Genomic DNA, 18,955 nt, shown 5'->3' with positions numbered 1-18,955 from the left:
AACCCTTGGAATCAAGCCATTCTTGAGTTTCGAGTTTCTTTGTTCAGACCGCCCAGATTGGCAAATCGTGACGGTCATTGTTAGCAAATTGTTAGCGTCTGAGGCCTTCAGAACAGCTTAAACACTCGGCGTGTCGAAACACCGTCCCAAAAGATCTGTTAGTATCTCCGTCCTTCGTGAGGACAACCTTTTCCGAACTAGTGATTGAGGAGAGCGTCACCCGCCTTCAGTTCAAACCAATTGCATCAAAAGCGCCATCTGTTAGTTTCAAGCAGTACTTTATTAGTTTCGACGCGCTCAAAGACGCATTGGAGCCACTGGCAGGCAACACCATGTCTGCGTAGAAATGTTGTGGAATCTTGACGTAATGCCCTATGAACGGCGACATTGCTGTCGATACACATGGGCAAACAATTCAAGATTCTCTATTGTCGGATAAAGCACAAGGGCAAGGCTTGAACTTTTAGGCTTTAACAACTGGGTCTTTTTCTTCAGCTCATCATTGTTTTCTTTGGAAGTATAAACGGTCATATTACCTATGGCTGACTCACTGGCGTGGGTAATGCCGCTACATATCTTCCAAACAGTCAAACCGCTGTACAGATGTCTAGCGCCAATCTGCTTTCTATAGATAGAATCAACCTTCTGCACAGCTTGGCTTCGATTGATTGCTTTGCTAAAACTTTTGGTCCTATAAGCCTTCATTTCATTTTTGCAGTCATGCAGGAGAGCTAAGGCCAGATTCTGTATTTCTTCGATACTTTTATCCGATTCGGCAACTTCTCGAAAGGCGTCTTTAGAATTTGTATAATTGCAATATGTTAAATCAATTGCATGAAAAGCTCTTTTTTCTACGGAGTCAAAAGAAGCGAGCCATAACGCAACGGATATACTTTCAATGGTTGCTCGATTGAGAACATAAGTCATCAATCCAGTCTCTTTACCAAGAAGAGAAAAAATGGTTTCTAGGTTATCAGACGCAAATTCATATAAATTCTTCATCTGCGACTGATATATTCCCATTGAAAATCTGTTGACTTTATCAACTACGCTATCTTTTTCGGCTTCGATCTGGAGAAGCTGCATCGATTTGATCTTATCAAAGCGAGATTTAAGCTCCACCAATGCCATATCCGCGCGATGTTGGGCCGCAGCCCGCAGTTCTGCATCGACATAGGGATTGACGAGATTGCTATACTCTAGCATTGTTCCCCCATCTAATTCCACGGTCAGTTTGTCTAATACAAGTTGGTTTTACATATCAGCCTCGCATGCTTCACCGTCATCTATGGCAAATTCGCAAGGCTGATACAGAACTGTCTGCAGGCGCGAGCTGCCCATCAAGGTGTTCCTTAAATTATCCGACCTGACCATCTCACATCTCTTCGAACTCTTGCGCCGGGATGGCGGTGCCGAACAGACCGACCTGCGTATCCTGCTCGTGTTTGTCGATGCCCGCGTAGGAGAGGCTGTCGTCCTCGTAGCGCTTGAACTTGTACACGGCGTCGTTCATGCGCGCCGGGTTGAACACGTTCAGGCTCAGCAGCAGCTCGAAATCATCCTTGGTTAGGCCAATGATCTTCTTGAACAGCTCCGGTTCCGGCTTTGTGATAACGTCACGCAGCATCTGCTCGTGATAGTCGGTTAGGTACATGAAGATCGGGATGCGCGTGGCGAACTTGATGAACTGCTTCGATTCGAAGTTTCCTGCCATCGCAACACCTCCTTTGCTACATGGCAAACAAACACTCACGGAACATGCCGGCAAATGCGCCGAAGACGGAGTCAGAATTGCTTGCGTCGTAGGACTCTAAGGTAGTTCTTGCGGAAGTCGCGCCGATCTTTGAATATTTTACGATCGGTGGCCGTATCCTCGCCGGCATCGAATTTCAACGAGGTCAGTTCGATGGCACACATCAAATCTGCCGCCTGCTTTAAGCGATAGTCCTTGGGTCGAGCGTCTCGATACACGACGGCCTCTTTGGACAGTGCATAGTCGATGGAGGCTTTCAGCGCATTCGTGACGATTTGTTGTCCGTTGTCGTAGTACACCTTGATCGTTTCGTACGACTGGAACTCGTCAAGATGAGACAGGAAGAAGTCCGCCAGATCACGTTTGAGTTGCGCCTCGAACCGGACCTTGCTGCCGTCGAACATGCTCTTGCGGTGCGCGAACGTTATGTATCGGAATGGCAGATTGCGAGCAAGTGTGAAGAACGAGAAGAACAAACGCTTGCGATCTGCGAATGAAACGTTCTCGTAGTCGTCATGCCCGTTGAACAACGGTCCGGCATGGAACGGAATGTCCGGAAGACATGAATCGGTCAGATGCCGCTCGTACTTTCCAACATGCTCCGCGATGGATTCGGACTGTACGTGGAACACCAGTGTGATGAGATAGTATTCAGACAGCTTGCCCCACTCGCCGGATTCGTCAACGAATACACTCAGCTCGCTCAACCGAATCCCCTGACCAGACAACGGATAAAGGAATGCCGGGGGAATACCCCCGGCGACTTGGAGCCTTGCCCTTGCGGAACAAAGCATTGTCAATTATGCCAGAACGCATTGCGTCGTGCAAGTGCAGTAAGTATACGCTTCATTATGAGAGAAGTTGGCCAACAATGTTCGATTTCAAGGAGGAACGCAGGGGCTGCATCAGTGGAAAAATCCTGCCAGAGATTGTCCATCCGCAAAACGAGCAACGTAATCCGGTAAGGTCTGCGGTCATTGTTACCAGTGTTGCCATTAGCCTGTCCGGCGGAATGCAATAAAGCCCTACTTCCCAAGCGGGAGTAGGGCTTTCGGTCGGGCTAGCGGGATTTGAACCCACGACATCCTGCTGGGATTCGAGGTCTCTTGGCTCAGACCACCGGCCTTGGCCCACCTCGAAACCCTTGAAATCAAGCCATTCTTGAGTTTCGAGTTTCTTTGTTCAGACCGCCCAGATTGGCAAATCGTGACGGTCATTGTTACTGGTTTTTTACTGGCTATGAGCCTCAGAACGGTGGAATCAATCGGCGTGTCGAAGCACGGTCCCCAAAGATTGTTACTGATCTTTCTCCGTACTGTGTCGGCCTTCCCCGAACAGGTGGTTGAAGAGAGCTTCACCTGCTTCCTGTTCACGCTGATCGCTACTGAGTAACCCCTTGTTAGTTTGAGAGGTCGCTTCGCTGGTTCCCGTGAGCTTTGTTGGTCTCGTTTTTGGCGTAATAATGCCGTTTTCGCGACCCTCGCGAGATTCGTTGATTGCCGTCGATTTCGCTGTTTTCAGGGGTCATCGTGTCTGACGAGTCAGTCGAGCGGGGAAAAAGTCTTGAACAACATGTCCAGCGAATCCTTGATGCGCGAGGAGTCCACTATACCCCACAAGCAATAACCGAAGAGAACAAGAAGCCAGACTTCCTGTTTCCTGGGGCAGAAGAATATGCAGATATGCAATATCCATCTTCGCGTCTCAGGATGTTGGCCGTCAAGACAAGTACTAAAGATCGGTGGCGTCAGGTGTTGGACGAAGCTGATAAAATCGTCGAAAAACACCTGTTTACCATTGCGCCTTCCAGCATATCGGTCAAGCAGAACAAACAGATGATGGACAAGCATCTGTGCTTAGTTATGCCTAGGAGAATCCGCAATACTCACCCCCAAGAGGTGAGAGACAATACAGTTCTGTTCGCCGATTTCATCTCAGAAGTAAGTGAAATCCAGTGCCATGCCAATAAGGAATTACTCGCTTGAAGTAGTTTTCTCTTCAGTGTCTTCATTTGTTTCTTGACCGCCGGCTTCTTTCAATACTAGCTCTTTATATAGATTTGGTTGAAGGATATCGGACCAATCGATGCGGTCTTTCCACCTTTCGATGGACATCGGGAGCATGGCCGCAAGATCCATGGCCAGATGATTCTTATTGTGTCGAGAAGAGCCGGCATATCTTCCGTCTACTTCATTACCGTCATAGAACAGACCGAATAAAGTGTTTTGTGATTCAAAAAACTTTTGTAGACAGTCATGCTGTGCAGAATATCCGGTAGGCCACTGTCCTGCGAGGTAACTCTCCAGAAGTCTGGAAGTCAAACTAATATCGCCAAAAATAGAGAAGAAATAACACTCTGATTGCTTCAAGCCATTATCCGAAGATTGTCTGTTGAAGAAATATCGAGAAAGCATCATTCTGAGAGGTATTTTCCCATTAATATTTAATAGCGTCGATGACTGACCGCCATTCAGCGATATAGCATTTCGAGATCTTACAGGCTTCCTTTTCCCGCCGCTTTTGACGTATGCCCTAATATCCGGAATCCTTTTAAGCTCATTCTCATTCTGAAGGTCATGGAAGGCATCCCAGTAATAGTAGTACATCGATACTTCTTCGCCTCCACTTATTTTTATGGGAAAAGAGAAGACCGTCTTGCTGTTAAACAAAAATGGACGCAGTCCAAACGTATAATCAGAGACATACCTTTTGTACTCTCTGCCGTAAACTCTATATCCAAGGGTTATATCAGAGATGCTTGCCGAAAAGCGACCACGATTAGGAATCGTGATTTTCAATAGCTCTATACCTTCGGCATAGTTAACCTCACGACTAATTCTCCCTGCATTAAGTCTTTGGACAGACTTTTCTTGCAATATATCTTTTTTACTATTGCGGACTGGATAATTAAATGTACTACCATTCTCTGGCTCATAATAAGCAAAATCAAGATTGACGTGAATCCTACTGCCAGCCATTCTAAACAGGACATATTGCGAAATCAGAGAGATAACAGATATAAGTGCGGCAATACATGAGATAAAAACTTGTGGGCTATGTATGAACTGATTCCATACATCAATCACTGTTTTTACCTCCGGTTCGGAAGAACTCTAACATTTGCTGTCCCTGCAATTCTACGCCCGCTGCAGTTCCCGAACGGTCACAAGAGCCGCAGCGGACATTCGGTGTCTACGACGCCTCAACGTCCTTGCTGAGCTTGCCGCTGAACGCCTGATTCACTAGCGTGTAGACGGCTTGTGCGACGCCGACGACGCCTGTGAGGACGATGCCCCAGCTGTAGCCGTGGAAGCCGTTCGTGGCGGCGATGGCGAGCACGCCGAGCAGCACGCTCACTCCGAGGGACGTGAGACCCACGTAGTCGGCGGGGATGTACTTCTTGAATGCCTGAATCAATGCCGGTGCGATGAGCGCGACGATGGCGGCGGCGAGGGTGGTTGCTTCGGAAATATCCATGATTGTTCCTTCCAGTAGGTGAATTGGAGAAAAGCCCCGGCATTGCGTCGGGGCCATTGGCGGAGGTCAGTAGCGGAGCTGCTGACCGGGGTAGATCAGGTTCGGGTTGGCGCTGGGAACGCGCCATGCGGACAGGGGCCACAGAGACCGGTGCGGGTTGCGCTACCAGACATGGTGGAGGGCGTCTAATTGTTTGCGTATGGGTTGCCATTCTGGAATGATTGAATCATGGCGGTCTTGAAGGGCGATAATGGGGGTCGTGGGTTCCGGTGGCGCCGTTGCCGTGGGGTCGGCGCGCGAGCTGGTGGATGGCCTGGTCTCGTCAGGGGCCTTGGATTCCCTGTTCGAGCGCATCGATCGTGATGACGTGGGGTTGACGGGCGACGGCGGTCTGATTCCGGGGCTGGTCCGGGTGGCCTTGGAACGTGGTCTGGAGGAGGAGATGACATCACATCTGGGCCTATGCGTCGACGGCCGGGAGGACAAGGAGGCTAGCGGCATGGCGAATTCGAGGAACGGTTCGTATCCCAAGACGCTGGCGACTGAGGTGGGTCCCGTCGCGATCCAGGTGCCGCAAGACCGTGACGGATCGTTCACACCGAGGCTGGTGCTGAAGTGCTCGATGAGGCTGGGCGGTCTAGTCGTGGCCGACCGGCTGCTGGCTCGACTGATCGTCAGCGAGGTCAGGGGCACCGCAGCCGAGCTGAGCGCCGAGTGCGCGAAGGCTAGCATCCGCCTGCCGGCGAGCACGATACGGAGCTGGGTCAACCGTGGCGGTCTGCGTTACGGATCCGACGGCAAGCTGACCTGAGCGAGCTGGTGCCGTTGCTGAGGAAACGCGCCGAGTACGGGAACAAGGACTGAGGGGTTGCCGTTGACAGTGTGTCAGCGGCAACCCCTCACGTATCACCGGAAGGGTTCCTTCCCGTAGAAGGTCATCTGCTCGTCGCCCCACCATGTCAGGAACTGTTCGGCGGTTTCACCGTTGTGACCGTCGCTGATAAAAGCGCAATCGAAGGACGCCAGCCGACCGTTTGTCTTCTCGGCCAGGGCCGCTGCGACGAATCCGTAGCCGGTCGAGGAGACGGCCGGGCCGGCGGCGTTCCGTATGTCGTGCCAGAAATGGGGTTGCTCGTTCAGGAGCTTCATAACCTCATCGGACAGTAGCACTTCAAACTCGTCGGCCTTGATGGGCCAGCATTCGCCCAGCATCGACGAAGGATAGCCTTCCTTCCCGCCTGACCGCACGTAGTCATCGACCCACGGCTGATCGATCCGCGAGCGCTCCCACAGCGATGGCCATGAACTCGCCCTCCACTCGCCGTTGATCAGATACGCGAAGACGAGATCCATCTCGACCTCCCATCGCGTAGCCGGATCCACAGACCGTAACTCTTCACCGGGGCTGCGGGAGTAGAACGCCTTCACCTCCACGGTGCTGGCGATCCCGTACCGGTCGAGCAGCTGCTGATACAGCTCTTGAGTGCGGCTGCGCGTCTCTTCGACCAAAGGCATGTAATCCGTCGTCGGATATACGTCAATCGTGGTGGACATGCTCTCATCGTACCCGAGACCCTTGGAATCACAGGGATGTCGGGCGATAATCGCTAGTAACAAAAATGTTACTGGAACGGTCCATCCTAGTAACACTGGATTTTGTTGCTGAAGCCGTAATCTGAAAAAGAAGAAGCCCTACTTCCCAAGCGGGAGTAGGGCTTTCGGTCGGGCTAGCGGGATTTGAACCCACGACATCCTGCTCCCAAAGCAGGCGCGCTACCAAACTGCGCTATAGCCCGTTTGCAGTAAAACCATCAATCAGTTTCACGGCACAAACCAACATTGTATCCTATGGTTGGACCGGGACACGGTCTAGAATGTGTTTTTGGACAGGTATTTCTCAAATTCATGAGAAATTGGCTGACAAATACACTGAGAAACGTATTCCGGGAGGTGCGAAGGAAATCATGGGACGTCATCAACGTTCGGAAACATCCGGACTGATTTCCTTCGTAATCTGTGCCATTGTAGGCGCTGTCTCCATGAACTTCTATATGGAATATGCACCTGCCATCTGGCAGCTCACCCAACGTCGATTCATGGTGTGCTCGGGCATTGTGGCGGCCTGCGGCGTGATTTCCTTTATTGTGGGCTATGCACGCAAATCGCGGTCCTTGAACCTCAAAAACGGCTGGCTTGCACCGATTCGACGTATCGTGGAAATCGTGTCGCTGTCCGTGGTGTACGGATCCACAATCTTCCTCTCATCATTCGCGCTTATCGGCGCCGCAAACGACATGATGGGCAATGCCATCTTTGCCGGCTACATTTCCAGCGTATGCGCCGGATTCGCCGGCGTAGTAGGGTATATGACCTTCGTGCAGGCGGAGATGATGAATGCCAAAACCATCGCCAGCCTCTTGCCGTTCTTCGTGATTTCCGGCGTCGTCACCGCTGGAGTCACTACCGATGATCCGTATTGGTATCACAATAACTTCTCGCAACTTGGCGACCGCACCACATTCGCGGCGCGCATGTTCAATTCGACGCTGATGCTGGCAGGAACCTGCATCATCATCGTCAGCTACTTCGCCATCTCCGAGTTGGTAACCACCGAACGCCTGCAACGCCTCTGGCATGATCGCACCAAAACCGACCCGAACCGCGGCTACATGATCCCGCATTTCATGGTGCGTATCGGTGTGCTCTCCGTGCTGCTCACCGTTTCTGGCCTGGCATTCATCGGCATCGGCGCATTCCGCTACACGCCGCATAACCTGATGCACAACATCTGCGCCAAGGGCCTACCGTTCGTAATGCTACTGCTGTTCGTACTGTTGCCCTGGCTCGCGCCGCGCATTTCCAAAGCGGTTATGGTGGCTTCCGACTTGGCTGCAGCCGTATGCGCCGCATTCTGGGCCAATATGATGATGGGGCACAATACATTGACCAATGTGGAAGCGCTCGCCGGCCTCATGTTTCTTGGCTGGTTCATCGTATTCTCTCGTCAGATAGCCGCTATTGAAGCCGACCGTGTGGAAGCACAGCTCCTGCATGCGCAAATGATTGAAAACGGTATGGAACAGCATGCTTCGGCGGAACCGGAAACCGCAATAGAATCACGTATCGCAGCAGACCGTTAACGCAAAACGAACTGTTTCGGTGCGCCGCTCGTACAAGAACATTCTTATCTGAATTTTTTGCTCTTCTACCAGCTCAACGCTCACGAATGACGCATAATAGAGTACGGAAATTAGCCAATGCAATCGAGGAGGAAACATGGCTATTGAGAACTCTAAGGTGCTCATCATCGTTAATAACTGGGGTATTGAAGAAACCGAACTGACCCGCCCGCTGCGTGACTTGAAGGCTGCTGGTGCTCAGGTGACGCTTGCTGCCACCACGCTTGACCCGTGCGAGACTGTGCAGCATGACCGCTATGAAGGCGAAACACTGACCCCGGATGCTCGTCTCGCTGACGTGCAGGCTGCTGATTATGACCTGCTCGTGGTTCCTGGCGGTACCTGCAATGTCGATCGTATCCGCGTGAACGAGGATGCTATCACCTTGGCTCAGGAATTCGCTCATGAAGGCAAGCCGATCGCTGCTATCTGCCATGGTGCTTGGTTGCTGGTCAATGCTGAGCTGATTGCTGGAAAGACTGCTTCTCCATGCCGCTATATTGCTGCTGATATCGAGAACGCTGGTGGCCACTACGTTGACAAGCAGCTGACCGTCGATGATGAGAACGGTTGGCGTCTCATCACCTCCCGTAAGCCTGACGATCTTGACTATTTCGTCGGTGCAATCAAGGATACGCTCGCCTGATTCGCTGCTGAATCGTTGCGGATTCGCTTTGCATACTATGAATCGGCTGTGTTCGGCACTTTATGCTGGACACAGCCGTTCTTGTATGCACTGAGCTTGATACATTGGCAGGTATGACAGAACACACGAATCTTTGGCCCGCTCCAGTCGCTACGAAGCCGCTGGATGCCACGGTAACCGTGCCGGGCAGTAAATCATTGTCAAATCGTTACTTGATTCTTGCCGCACTTGGCACCAAACCGGTGCAGTTGGTCGGTTTGCTACGCTCCCGTGATACTGATCTGATGATGGGTGCCTTGGAAGCGCTGGGTGTACGTTGCGAAGTTGATCCTAACGTAGATACTACGGTGACGGTGATTCCGCCTGCACAAGGCCGATTCCATGGCAATGTTGACCTGTTCTGCGGTCTCGCAGGCACGGTCATGCGCTTTGTTCCCGGCCTTGCCCTGTTCGCGGACGGGCCGGTGCATTTCGACGGTGATGAACAGGCGTATGCGCGCCCGATGAAGCCGGTACTGGACGGTTTGGAACAGCTTGGTGCCACGGTGGAATATCACGGCGAAGTCGGCCGTCTGCCATTCACGATTACTCCGCCTGCAATACTGTCAGCCGACCGCGCTCAGGTAAGTATTGATTCCTCTGGTTCCTCTCAGTTTATTTCCGGACTGCTGCTGATTGGTTCTCGACTGCCAGGCGGTTTGGCATTGCAGCATACGGGGGAGAAGACCCCAAGTTTGCCGCACATTCGTATGACGGTTGCTGATGTGACCGGTGCTGGCGGCAAGGTTCAGGCTGATGAAGCTGCACGGTCATGGACTGTGGAATCGCACGCGTTGCAGCTGCCGGATAAGGTGACTGTAGAGCCTGATTTATCCAATGCAGCGCCATTCCTGGGTGCCGCATTAATCGCGGGCGGCACTGTTCGTGTGCCGCACTGGCCGGAAACCACCACACAGCCGGGTGGTTTGCTACCGGGATATCTGGAGCAGATGGGAGCGAAGGTGAGCTTCCCTGTGATTGATGACGTGCGGTATTGCGAAGTGTCCGGTGATGGTACTGTGCATGGTCTCGGCAGATTCGATTTGACTGCCGCCGGTGAGATTGCCCCCTCGCTCGCTGCGATTCTGGTCTTTGCCGATGCTCCTACCGATATGGTGGGCATCGGCCATCTGCGTGGCCATGAGACGAATCGATTGGCTGCATTGGTGAACGAGATCACTCGCGTAGGCGGCAAGGCGGAAGAACTGCCGGATGGTTTGCGTATCGAGCCAGTGCCGGTAGATCAGTTGCATGGTGCTGATATGGAAACCTACGCCGATCATCGTATGGCAACATTTGCTGCGATGCTGGGCTTGCGTATTCCTGATATTCAGGTGATTAATGTTGCTACCACGCGCAAGACGTTGCCTGATTTCGTTGGCATGTGGAGCAGCATGCTGGGGGAGTGACGTATTGCTTCTGACTTTATCCGTGAGCTAGTGCCGGATTCATCAACGGAACTAACTCACGGAATAATGCTTATTCCCTTCGTGATGTTTCCGTATTATGCCAGTTGATTTTTGCTATGATGTGCAGCATTAAAACGTTTCGACAAAGGGGTCGTGATGGTTGGCATCAAGGATGTGGCAGAACGTGCTGGCGTATCGATTAGTACCGTATCGTATGCGTTTTCAGGGAAACGTTCGTTGACCTCAGAAACGCGTGACAGAGTTATACAAGCTGCAAAAGAATTGCAGTATACGCCTAATGCTGGTGCTCAACTTCTCCGTAGTTCACGTCGACATATTTTGGCGTTGAGTTCTCCAATTGGTCGGAGTACATTGCTGAATATTTATTCCATGTTCTTTTTCGAAACTGTAATACGAGCAAGAAAGTATGGCTATGATGTTCTGCTTCTTGCTGGTCAACATGAGGAAAAAGAGCTTGAGCGTGTGGTAGAAAGCGGCCTCGTTGATGGCGTGATTTTACTGGAAGTTGAGATTGACGATGCACGCGCAGCAATGGCGAAACGCTTAGAGTGTCCTTTTGTCGCTATTGGTTATCCGGAAAATAATGAGGCCATTTATTCTGTCGATATTGATTTTGTGCAAATGGGTCGGTCTGCAATCGACACGTTGGCTGAACAAGGGCATCGAGAGATTTTGTATATCGGTACTGTAGAGAGTGAGTATCGACGTGGAGCTAATTTTCATATCAGACTTAGAAAAGCGTTGGCTGATCAAGCTTCTAGACGAGGTATGACTTTTCATTTCTCATATAACACGGGTGATGATGCTGCCGATGTAGGTGCTTTGATTGATTCTACTTTTGAAGCGCATCCCCGTATCAGTGCAATCTTGGCAGCAACAAATCTGATTCACATGAATAATGCAATCATTGCTTTGCAAAAGCGTGGGCTATCTGTTCCCAAGGATGTTTCATTCATTGCTCTCTGTATGCAGGGGAATGCTAATAATCTTGACGTTCCGCTAGACGAGTTTCCGTTGCTGCCTAACGAGACGTGCTCTAGTGCAGTGGATTTAATGATGAGTGTTCTCGATGGTAATGAGCACAAGGCCGGTGAGGTGAAGTTGATTCCTCCTCAATACTTGGATAGAGGCTCTGTTACTTCTCTCATACAGTAGGTTTTGAGTGTTATGTAATACGGTTAGTAATCACAATCGAAATCTGTCGAAATGATTCGACAGTGATTTTCTCCCTTGGTATCCTGGCTATGTCATCGAAACGAATCGATGACAACAAAAATGGCAATGGTGCTATTACTAAGGCGGGAACAATGAAGTTTGATATCAAAAAATGGCTGGCGGCAGCTGTAGCTGCAAGCAGTGTAGTCGGACTTACTGCATGCGGATCCAGTGAAACGGCACAAGAGTCGAATCCGACGTCCATCAAGGTATGGGCTTATGAGGAAGACAACAGTGCCATGGGAATCGCTTGGAAAAAAGCCCGTGAAATCTTTGAAGAACAGACAGGGGTCAAAGTCGAGTACGAAAAGAAATCTTTCGAACAAATTCGCAAGAATGCGGCGCAGATTCTTAATTCCGATCAGGCTCCTGATGTTATGGAATACAACAAGGGTAATGCCACTGCTGGTCTGCTGGCGAGCCAAGGATTACTAACCAATCTCAATGATTATGTGAGTGAGAAAGGTTGGGATAAAATCCTCACCGGTTCTATTGCGTCCACAGGCAAGTACACGGATAAAGGCGTCATGGGATCTGGTGATTGGTATGGAATCACCAATTATGGCGAAGCCGTAGTGATGTCTTACAACAAGGACATGTTCGACAAGTACGGCATCCCAATCCCTTCCACTCTCGAAGAACTTGAAGATGCTATGCAAAAGTTTGTGGATAACGGCGTAACACCACTCTCCGAAGGTGTGAAGGAATATCCGTTGCAACATTTGTGGTGGCAGCTCGTGCTATCCAAAGCTGATGATGATTTCATCAAGGCGTACGAGATGTATGACGGAAATGTCGATTGGAATGGCAAAGCTGTGAAATATGCTACTCAAACCATTAAGGATTGGGTCGATAAAGGATATATCAGCAAGGACTCCACAGGAATTGACGCTGAAACTGCTGGTCAGGGATTCATGAAGGGTACATACCCCATGTTCTTCTCTGGCACATGGTTCTTTGGCCGTTTCCAGAATGAATTGTCTGGGTTCCAATGGGAAGAATCACCTTTCCCGGACGTGAAGAAGGTCCCCGGTTCATCGGGCCAGATATGGGTCATTCCTGAATATTCCAAGAAAAAGGATTTGGCGGCGCAGTTCATCGACATTACTCTGAGCAAAGAAGTTCAGGATTTGATGGGTAACTCTGGCGGAATTCCAGTCGCTGCTGACACATCTTCGATTACAGATGAGAAAACGCAGACATTGATTGGACAATTCAATGATCTGGTGAAGAACGATGGACTCGGTTTCTACCCAGATTGGCCTACCGCGACTCTGTATGATGAGCTTAATGCCAGTCTGCAGGAACTGGTCAATGGTACTAAAGATGTGCAGGGCACGATTGACCAGATTCACAGTGATTATGACAAGGGCGTCCAAGCTGCTGGAATTTAGTATCTGCCGGTAGTACTGGCTCTTCCCGATAAAGAAATTTGTGGGGACGTTGCACATACATCGTCCCCATCCTCTCATCGTTGACTAGGTGATTATGATGAGCAATGCAAAGTCAGAAAAGCATGATAATCCGGAACGGTCTCGTCAAAGGAGACGACGCCAATCAACGGACTCCATGTCTAGGATTCCAGGAAGTTCTTCCAATCGTTTTTGGTTATATCTGATTCCAGGTTTTCTTCTTCTGGTGTGGATTATCGTCATTCCCACTGTTTGGAATGTGTATCTGAGCTTCACCAGATATCGTGGTATACGTCCGCCACAATGGATTGGTCTAGAAAACTGGAAATATCTATTACACGATGATACTTTCTGGTCTTCGTTCCGTAATTCGATATGGATGGTCATAGCCATGGTGGTTCTGCCTATCCTGCTTGGCCTGATTATTTCGACTCTGCTATTTGATGTTGTGCAGAAGAAATTTGGAGCTAAAGCAGCGTCCACGTTACGAGCCGTATATTACATTCCACAAATTTTGCCGATTTCTGTTGCCTCGCTAGCTATCGGCTGGATTCTTCGTCCGCAAGATGGTGCTCTCAATGCACTATTGGATGCAGTTGGATTGAAAGCTCTACAACACGATTGGCTGGGTAAACCAGATACTGCTTTGATATGCCTGATGATTATTATGATTTGGATCCAACTTGGATATCCGATTGTCATCTTCATGTCAGGTCTGCAACGCGTTGATCCCGAATTGTTCGAAGCTGCAAGCATCGATGGCGCAAATTGGTGGCAGCGTTTTCTTGCTATCACGCTACCTGCAATTAAGCCGGAGATTTTCGTCGTGGCTCTCACCTGCACAATTGCAGCACTGAAGGTCTTTGCACCTGTACAAATGCTAACGAGAGGTGGGCCAGGTACTTCAACTATCGTTCCTTCGTACTACTCGTACAGCCAGTTCTTCCAATCCCAGCAGGTCGGCTATGGCGCTGCAATCTCCACGGCTCTTGCAGTGCTCATCGTAATTATCTCGATTGTATTTACACAGGTACAGCAAAAGGTCGAAGAAAGCGATGAGGAGTAATGATGAGATCTCAAACAACTGCAACAAGGGTTCGGATTAATCGCACATTCTCTGATTACATCATTATTGTGCTGCTGATCCTTGGCGGTATAGTGATGCTTTTCCCTATTATTGTGATCTGTTTGAATGCGTTTAAAAGTTCAGCGGAATACAATTCGTTCGGTCCATTGTCCCTGCCTCATAAGTTGAGCTTTACTGGTCTTAACAATTTCTGGCAGAGAGCGAATTATCCAGAGAAAGTCTGGAATTCATTCTGGATTAGTGGTCTGGTCGCTGTCTTCGCTGTACTTTTATCGGTACTGAATGCATTTGCTTTGGGCATAGGTCGTGTCCGGGGACGCCGATGGGTCATTTTGCTAATCATGTTGGCGAATATGATGCCGCAGGAAGCTTTGCTGTATCCGCTGTACATCATGTTTAAGCAAATAGGTTTGTACAACAATCAATGGGCAATCGTAATTATCTTTACGGTTATCCAAAGTGCGTTCGGCACATATTTACTTGCATCTGTGTATGGCACGTTCCCGAAAGCTATCCTTGAGGCAGCAGCTATCGATGGTGCAAGCCGATGGAAAATACTGAAAGACATTGTCTTTCCTATTTCGTGGCCGACGTTGAGCGTTATGTTGGTGTTCTTCTTCATCTGGACATGGAATGAGTACATGATTCCTCTTGCATTTTTGCTTGACAATTCGACTCAGACCATACCGATTGCGGTCAGTGCATTGTCTGGCGATAAGTTGATGGATGTCACTACTACCGCTGCAGCATCGTTGATCAGTATTATTCCGACGCTTATTTTCTTCTTAATATTCCAGCGCACGTTGTCGAAAGGCATCACTGCTGGCTCCGTTAAATAATAGTCTTAAATAGAAAGTAGATTCTCATGAAATTCTCTGATGGTTATTGGCTTACTCGTAACAACGTTGATGCGATGTTCGCTAGAGAAGCTTATGAATTGTCTGTGGATGAGGAGCATAAGAGCGCAGAGATTCTGGCTACGACAAAAGTCATAGCGGATAGAGGTGATACGTTAAATTTGCCGACTTTTACCGTGCGAATCAGTTCTCCTATTGAAGGAGTAATTCGTCTGGAAGCCTCGCACTGGTGCGGAACATCTGAGAACCCTGGATTCCCCCTATCTCCTGATGCCACGGTTGCACCTGTTATGAACATTACGGACGATTATTTGTCATATTGTTCTGGTGATCTTCAATGCACAGTTAAAAAAGGTGCTCCTTGGAACCTTGCATTTTCTGCGCTAGGCAAGACGTTGACTTCATCCTATGGCAAATCGCTGGCTCGATATAAGTTGAATGAGCTGTCTCCTGTGGCTACCCAACCTGTGGGAGATCTTGGCGTTTGCACCAGCGGTCGTGCGGTGGACGAGTCTGAAGTCTTTACCAGCATCCAGCTTGATCTAGGCGTTGGCACCACAGTATATGGATTTGGGGAACGTTTCGGTCCATACGTTAAGAACGGACAGACGATTGATATCTGGAATTCTGATGGTGGAACTTCAAGTGAACAGGGATATAAGGATATTCCTTTCTACCTCACCAGTGACGGATATGGAGTTCTAGTCAATAATCGAGGTCATGTTTCTTTTGAAGTAGCTTCTGAAAATACTGATGCCGTACAGGTCGCTGTGCCGGGGGAGAAGATTGACCTCTGTGTCATCTATGGGCCAACGCCGAAGGAAATTCTCAATCGATACACTGCCCTTGTTGGACGTCCGGCTAATGTACCGGCTTGGTCGTATGGTCTATGGCTCTCCACATCCTTTACTACTCGATATGATGAAGCAACAGTGCAATCATTTATTGACGGTATGTCGGAGCGTGATATTCCTTTGTCGACATTCCATTACGATTGTTTCTGGATGAAGGAATTCCAATGGACCGATTTCACATGGGATGCCCGATTCTTCCCAGACCCAACGAAGACGTTGCAGCGATGGCATGAAAAAGGTCTACATGTGTGCTGCTGGATTAATCCGTATATCGCACAGCGAAGTGTTTTGTTTGATGAAGGTGCGAACAACGGTTACCTGCTGAAAAAACCGAATGGTGATATTTGGCAGACCGACCTTTGGCAAGCTGGTATGGGGATTGTTGATTTCACGAATCCAGAAGCCCGAGAATGGTTTAAAAACCATGTCAAGCGGTTACTGAATATAGGCGTTGACGCAATCAAGACGGATTTCGGTGAGCGCATTCCAGTTCAGGCGCAGTGGTTTGACGGTTCCCGTCCTGAGAGCATGCACAATTGGTATACGCAGTTGTACAACCAAGCTGTTTTTGAGGCGATTACGGAAACTCGTGGCACAGGTGAGGCCATTCTGTATGCGCGTTCAGCAACGGTTGGAGGGCAGCAGCAGCCTGTTCATTGGGGCGGTGATTGCGAATCCACATTCCGTGGCATGGCTCAGACTCTTCGTGGCGGATTGTCTCTGATTTCATCTGGCTTCGGTTTCTGGAGTCATGATATCGGCGGCTTTGAAGGAGAGAAGCCAGATTCGGCTGTATATAAGCGTTGGGTTCCATTTGGTCTTTTGGGATCTCATTCGCGTCTGCATGGTTCAAAGGTCTATCGCGTTCCGTGGCTGTTCGACGAGGAAGATGAAAAGAACCACGTTGAACTGGTTCCAGGACAGACTGCGGTAGATGTGCTTCGCAAATTCACTAAACTGAAGCTTGAGCTTATGCCGTATCTGTACCAGACCGGATTGCAGCCTCATCTCAATGGCACACCGGTTATGCGTTCGATGTTTATGGAATATCCAGATGATCCGACATGTCGTGCACTAGATCGGCAATACATGTTTGGTCCTTCTCTTTTGGTAGCTCCGATTTTCAATTATTCCGGAGAGGCGTCCTACTATCTGCCACATGGTGTTTGGACGAATTGGTTTACTGGCGAAATTACGCAAGGAGGTACATGGCGCAAGGAGATTCATAGTTTTGATTCCATTCCATTATGGGTGCGCGATGGCAGCATCATCGTGACCAATCCTGGAGCATCAACGTCGGACCATGTATACGGTGACAACGCTTTGATTTCTGTTTTTATGAATGATGTCGAAACGGCAGAAGCGACTGTTAGCGAGATTGATTCCTCTTCCGTCGTGTTCACTGCTCGTCGTGTGGAAGACGGTATTGAGATCATCAGTTCTGATGGACGTCCGTTTAAAGCACGTATAGGAACTTCTGGCCGCATCGTCGAAGCAACTGAAGGCGTTGTAGTGCTGTAAACTTGTTTGGCGATTGAAAATAGGTAGAGGCCCTGATGAATTCCGGAGGGAAATCATCAGGGCCTCTACCCATTTAGTTCAGTGAATCACTTGGCGAACTTGTTGCCGTAGGTGTCTTCGCCGGCCTCTGCAATGGCAGCGGACTTGCGGGCGATAGCCAGCTCCTCGTTGGTCGGGATTACGGCGATGATCACGGAGGAATCCGGAGTGGAGATGATACGCGGTTCCTTGGAACGGGTGGCGTTCTTCTCTTCGTCCAGCTTCACGCCGAACGGAGCGAGCTTGTCGCACACCATCTTGCGCACGATGTCATCGTTCTCGCCAACGCCAGCGGTGAAGGTGATTACGTCGCAGCCACCCATCTGGTAGGTGTAGTTGCCGATGTAGCTGACGATACGGTGCACGTAGACGTCCAGAGCCAGCTTGGCATCCTCGTTGCCTTCGGCCACCAGACGGTGAACCTCACGCAAATCGCCGAAGCCGGTCATACCCATCATGCCGGAACGCTTGTTGAACAGGGCATCCAGCTCATCCACGTTCATGTGAGCGTTACGAATCAGGTGGAAGACCACAGCCGGGTCGATATCGCCGGTACGGCCGCCCATCATCAGGCCCTCAAGCGGGGTCAGACCCATGGAGGTCTCAACCGGCTTGCCGGAGATTTCAGCGGAAGCGGAAGCACCGTTGCCGATGTGCAGCACAATCTGCTTCAGGCCTTCAGCCGGCTTGCCGATGACGTCCGGCACCACGGAAGAGATGAACTCGTGGGAGGTGCCGTGAGCGCCGTAACGACGGATGTGGTACTGGTCGGCGATTTCCTTGTTCAGCGCGTAGGTGCTTGCAGCCTTCGGCAGCTGGAAGAAGAAGGAGGAATCGAAGACGAAGATCTGCGGAACATCCGGCAGCAGAGCGCGCATGACTTCAGCGCCCTTGGCCTCCGGGCCGTTGTGCAGCGGAGCGAGCACAGCGAGGTCCTTGACGGCGTTGATGGTCTTGTCGTTGACCAGAGCCGGCTTCGGGAAGAGGGAGCCGCCCTGCACCACGCGGTGACCGACAGCGACGATGCCAGCGTCGGAGAGCTTCGGACCGTACTCCTCGAAGAAGCCGAGCACGCGCTTCAGACCCTGCTCGTGGTCGTGAATCGGCTCTTCAAGCTCATGCTTTTCGCCGTTGTACTCGTGCTTGTAGTGGCCGTCGACCGGTTCGCCGATCTTCTCGACGAGACCAGAAGCGAGGCCTTCGCCGGACTCGAGATCAACCAGCTGGTACTTGATAGAGCTGGAACCGGAATTGATGACAAGGACGGTTTTCGCCATTGTGGGCATCCTCCATTGTGATATGTTGCGTCCCGCCAAAACAGCGGGTTACCGAAGATTAGATTACTCGTTGCTTGCTACAAAATGTGGCTCTTTGCAGAGAAAGAGCCACATTTCGTATTTGGTTGCAATTGGACCGTGGAAAGTTTGGGGGATACAATGCTGGACA

At 50.2% G+C, this 18,955-nt stretch carries 18 protein-coding genes, 1 tRNA gene and 1 pseudogene; 12 read left to right on the top strand and 8 right to left on the bottom strand.

Annotation, left to right across the window (positions count from 1 at the left end):
• Positions 1-372 precede the first annotated feature (372 nt).
• The 3 genes from AC1AY0_RS00920 to AC1AY0_RS00910 all read right to left on the bottom strand — a co-directional run bounded on the left by AC1AY0_RS00920 (position 373) and on the right by AC1AY0_RS00910 (position 2,460).
• Positions 373-1,227 (bottom strand): hypothetical protein, encoded by an 855-nt coding sequence (locus tag AC1AY0_RS00920; RefSeq protein WP_476525571.1) that lies wholly within the window; start codon positions 1,225-1,227, stop codon positions 373-375.
• A gap of 148 nt (positions 1,228-1,375) precedes the next feature.
• Positions 1,376-1,714, bottom strand: coding sequence for a hypothetical protein (locus AC1AY0_RS00915; protein WP_476523554.1), 339 nt, complete (start codon positions 1,712-1,714; stop codon positions 1,376-1,378).
• A 71-nt stretch (positions 1,715-1,785) separates the two neighbouring features.
• A complete protein-coding gene (locus AC1AY0_RS00910) occupies positions 1,786-2,460 on the bottom strand; it encodes a DUF3800 domain-containing protein (RefSeq protein ID WP_476523556.1) in 675 nt (224 codons plus the stop codon).
• A 164-nt stretch (positions 2,461-2,624) separates the two neighbouring features.
• Between AC1AY0_RS00910 and AC1AY0_RS00905 the strand changes: the two genes are divergently transcribed.
• The 3 genes from AC1AY0_RS00905 to AC1AY0_RS00895 all read left to right on the top strand — a co-directional run bounded on the left by AC1AY0_RS00905 (position 2,625) and on the right by AC1AY0_RS00895 (position 3,738).
• Positions 2,625-2,774 (top strand): hypothetical protein, encoded by a 150-nt coding sequence (locus AC1AY0_RS00905; protein ID WP_476523557.1) that lies wholly within the window; start codon positions 2,625-2,627, stop codon positions 2,772-2,774.
• Positions 2,775-2,959: 185 nt separating this feature from the next.
• Positions 2,960-3,145, top strand: a complete 186-nt coding sequence (locus AC1AY0_RS00900; RefSeq protein ID WP_476523559.1) for a hypothetical protein — start codon at positions 2,960-2,962, stop codon at positions 3,143-3,145.
• 137 nt (positions 3,146-3,282) lie between these two features.
• The gene (locus AC1AY0_RS00895) at positions 3,283-3,738 is read left to right on the top strand and encodes a type II restriction endonuclease (protein ID WP_476523561.1); all 456 of its coding nucleotides are present in this window, start codon (positions 3,283-3,285) and stop codon (positions 3,736-3,738) included.
• Here the strand turns inward: AC1AY0_RS00895 and AC1AY0_RS00890 are convergent.
• Complete coding sequence (locus tag AC1AY0_RS00890) at positions 3,727-4,839, bottom strand: hypothetical protein (RefSeq protein WP_476523563.1); 1,113 nt, start codon at positions 4,837-4,839, stop codon at positions 3,727-3,729. The genes AC1AY0_RS00895 and AC1AY0_RS00890 overlap by 12 nt on opposite strands.
• A 106-nt stretch (positions 4,840-4,945) precedes the next feature.
• Positions 4,946-5,230, bottom strand: a complete 285-nt coding sequence (locus AC1AY0_RS00885) for a hypothetical protein (protein ID WP_476523564.1) — start codon at positions 5,228-5,230, stop codon at positions 4,946-4,948.
• 228 nt (positions 5,231-5,458) lie between these two features.
• Here AC1AY0_RS00885 and AC1AY0_RS00880 point away from each other — a divergent pair.
• Positions 5,459-5,870 (top strand): annotated as a pseudogene (locus tag AC1AY0_RS00880) (transposase); the annotation flags it as partial.
• A 266-nt stretch (positions 5,871-6,136) separates the two neighbouring features.
• Here the strand turns inward: AC1AY0_RS00880 and AC1AY0_RS00875 are convergent.
• On the bottom strand, positions 6,137-6,784 hold the full coding sequence (locus AC1AY0_RS00875; RefSeq protein WP_476523565.1) for a hypothetical protein: 648 nt from the start codon (positions 6,782-6,784) through the stop codon (positions 6,137-6,139).
• Positions 6,785-6,952: 168 nt separating this feature from the next.
• A tRNA-Pro gene (locus tag AC1AY0_RS00870) sits at positions 6,953-7,026 on the bottom strand.
• A gap of 168 nt (positions 7,027-7,194) precedes the next feature.
• On the opposite strand from AC1AY0_RS00870, the gene AC1AY0_RS00865 reads away from it, so the two are divergent.
• From AC1AY0_RS00865 to yicI, 8 genes are all read left to right on the top strand, one after another.
• A complete protein-coding gene (locus AC1AY0_RS00865) occupies positions 7,195-8,370 on the top strand; it encodes an ABC transporter permease (protein ID WP_476523566.1) in 1,176 nt (391 codons plus the stop codon).
• Between the two features lie 136 nt (positions 8,371-8,506).
• Positions 8,507-9,055, top strand: coding sequence for a type 1 glutamine amidotransferase domain-containing protein (locus AC1AY0_RS00860; protein ID WP_476523568.1), 549 nt, complete (start codon positions 8,507-8,509; stop codon positions 9,053-9,055).
• Between the two features lie 113 nt (positions 9,056-9,168).
• Positions 9,169-10,503, top strand: coding sequence for a 3-phosphoshikimate 1-carboxyvinyltransferase (gene aroA, locus AC1AY0_RS00855; RefSeq protein ID WP_476523570.1), 1,335 nt, complete (start codon positions 9,169-9,171; stop codon positions 10,501-10,503).
• Between the two features lie 156 nt (positions 10,504-10,659).
• Positions 10,660-11,679 (top strand): LacI family DNA-binding transcriptional regulator, encoded by a 1,020-nt coding sequence (locus AC1AY0_RS00850; protein ID WP_476523572.1) that lies wholly within the window; start codon positions 10,660-10,662, stop codon positions 11,677-11,679.
• Positions 11,680-11,831: 152 nt separating this feature from the next.
• Positions 11,832-13,133 carry an ABC transporter substrate-binding protein gene (locus AC1AY0_RS00845; RefSeq protein WP_476523573.1) on the top strand — a complete coding sequence of 434 codons (1,302 nt, stop codon included), beginning with the start codon at positions 11,832-11,834 and terminating at the stop codon, positions 13,131-13,133.
• Between the two features lie 175 nt (positions 13,134-13,308).
• A complete protein-coding gene (locus AC1AY0_RS00840; protein WP_476524720.1) occupies positions 13,309-14,217 on the top strand; it encodes a carbohydrate ABC transporter permease in 909 nt (302 codons plus the stop codon).
• Positions 14,217-15,077 (top strand): carbohydrate ABC transporter permease, encoded by an 861-nt coding sequence (locus tag AC1AY0_RS00835; protein WP_476524717.1) that lies wholly within the window; start codon positions 14,217-14,219, stop codon positions 15,075-15,077. Before AC1AY0_RS00840 ends, AC1AY0_RS00835 begins: the two co-directional genes overlap by 1 nt.
• Positions 15,078-15,103: 26 nt before the next feature.
• Positions 15,104-17,470, top strand: coding sequence for an alpha-xylosidase (gene yicI / locus AC1AY0_RS00830; RefSeq protein WP_476524715.1), 2,367 nt, complete (start codon positions 15,104-15,106; stop codon positions 17,468-17,470).
• An 86-nt stretch (positions 17,471-17,556) separates the two neighbouring features.
• Here the strand turns inward: yicI and AC1AY0_RS00825 are convergent, their stop codons facing one another.
• Positions 17,557-18,786 carry an acetate/propionate family kinase gene (locus AC1AY0_RS00825; RefSeq protein WP_476524713.1) on the bottom strand — a complete coding sequence of 410 codons (1,230 nt, stop codon included), beginning with the start codon at positions 18,784-18,786 and terminating at the stop codon, positions 17,557-17,559.
• Positions 18,787-18,955: the final 169 nt, after the last annotated feature.

It is taken from the genome of Bifidobacterium sp. LH_416 (genome assembly GCF_056357055.1).
This window is presented reverse-complemented; position numbering and strand designations above follow the sequence as displayed.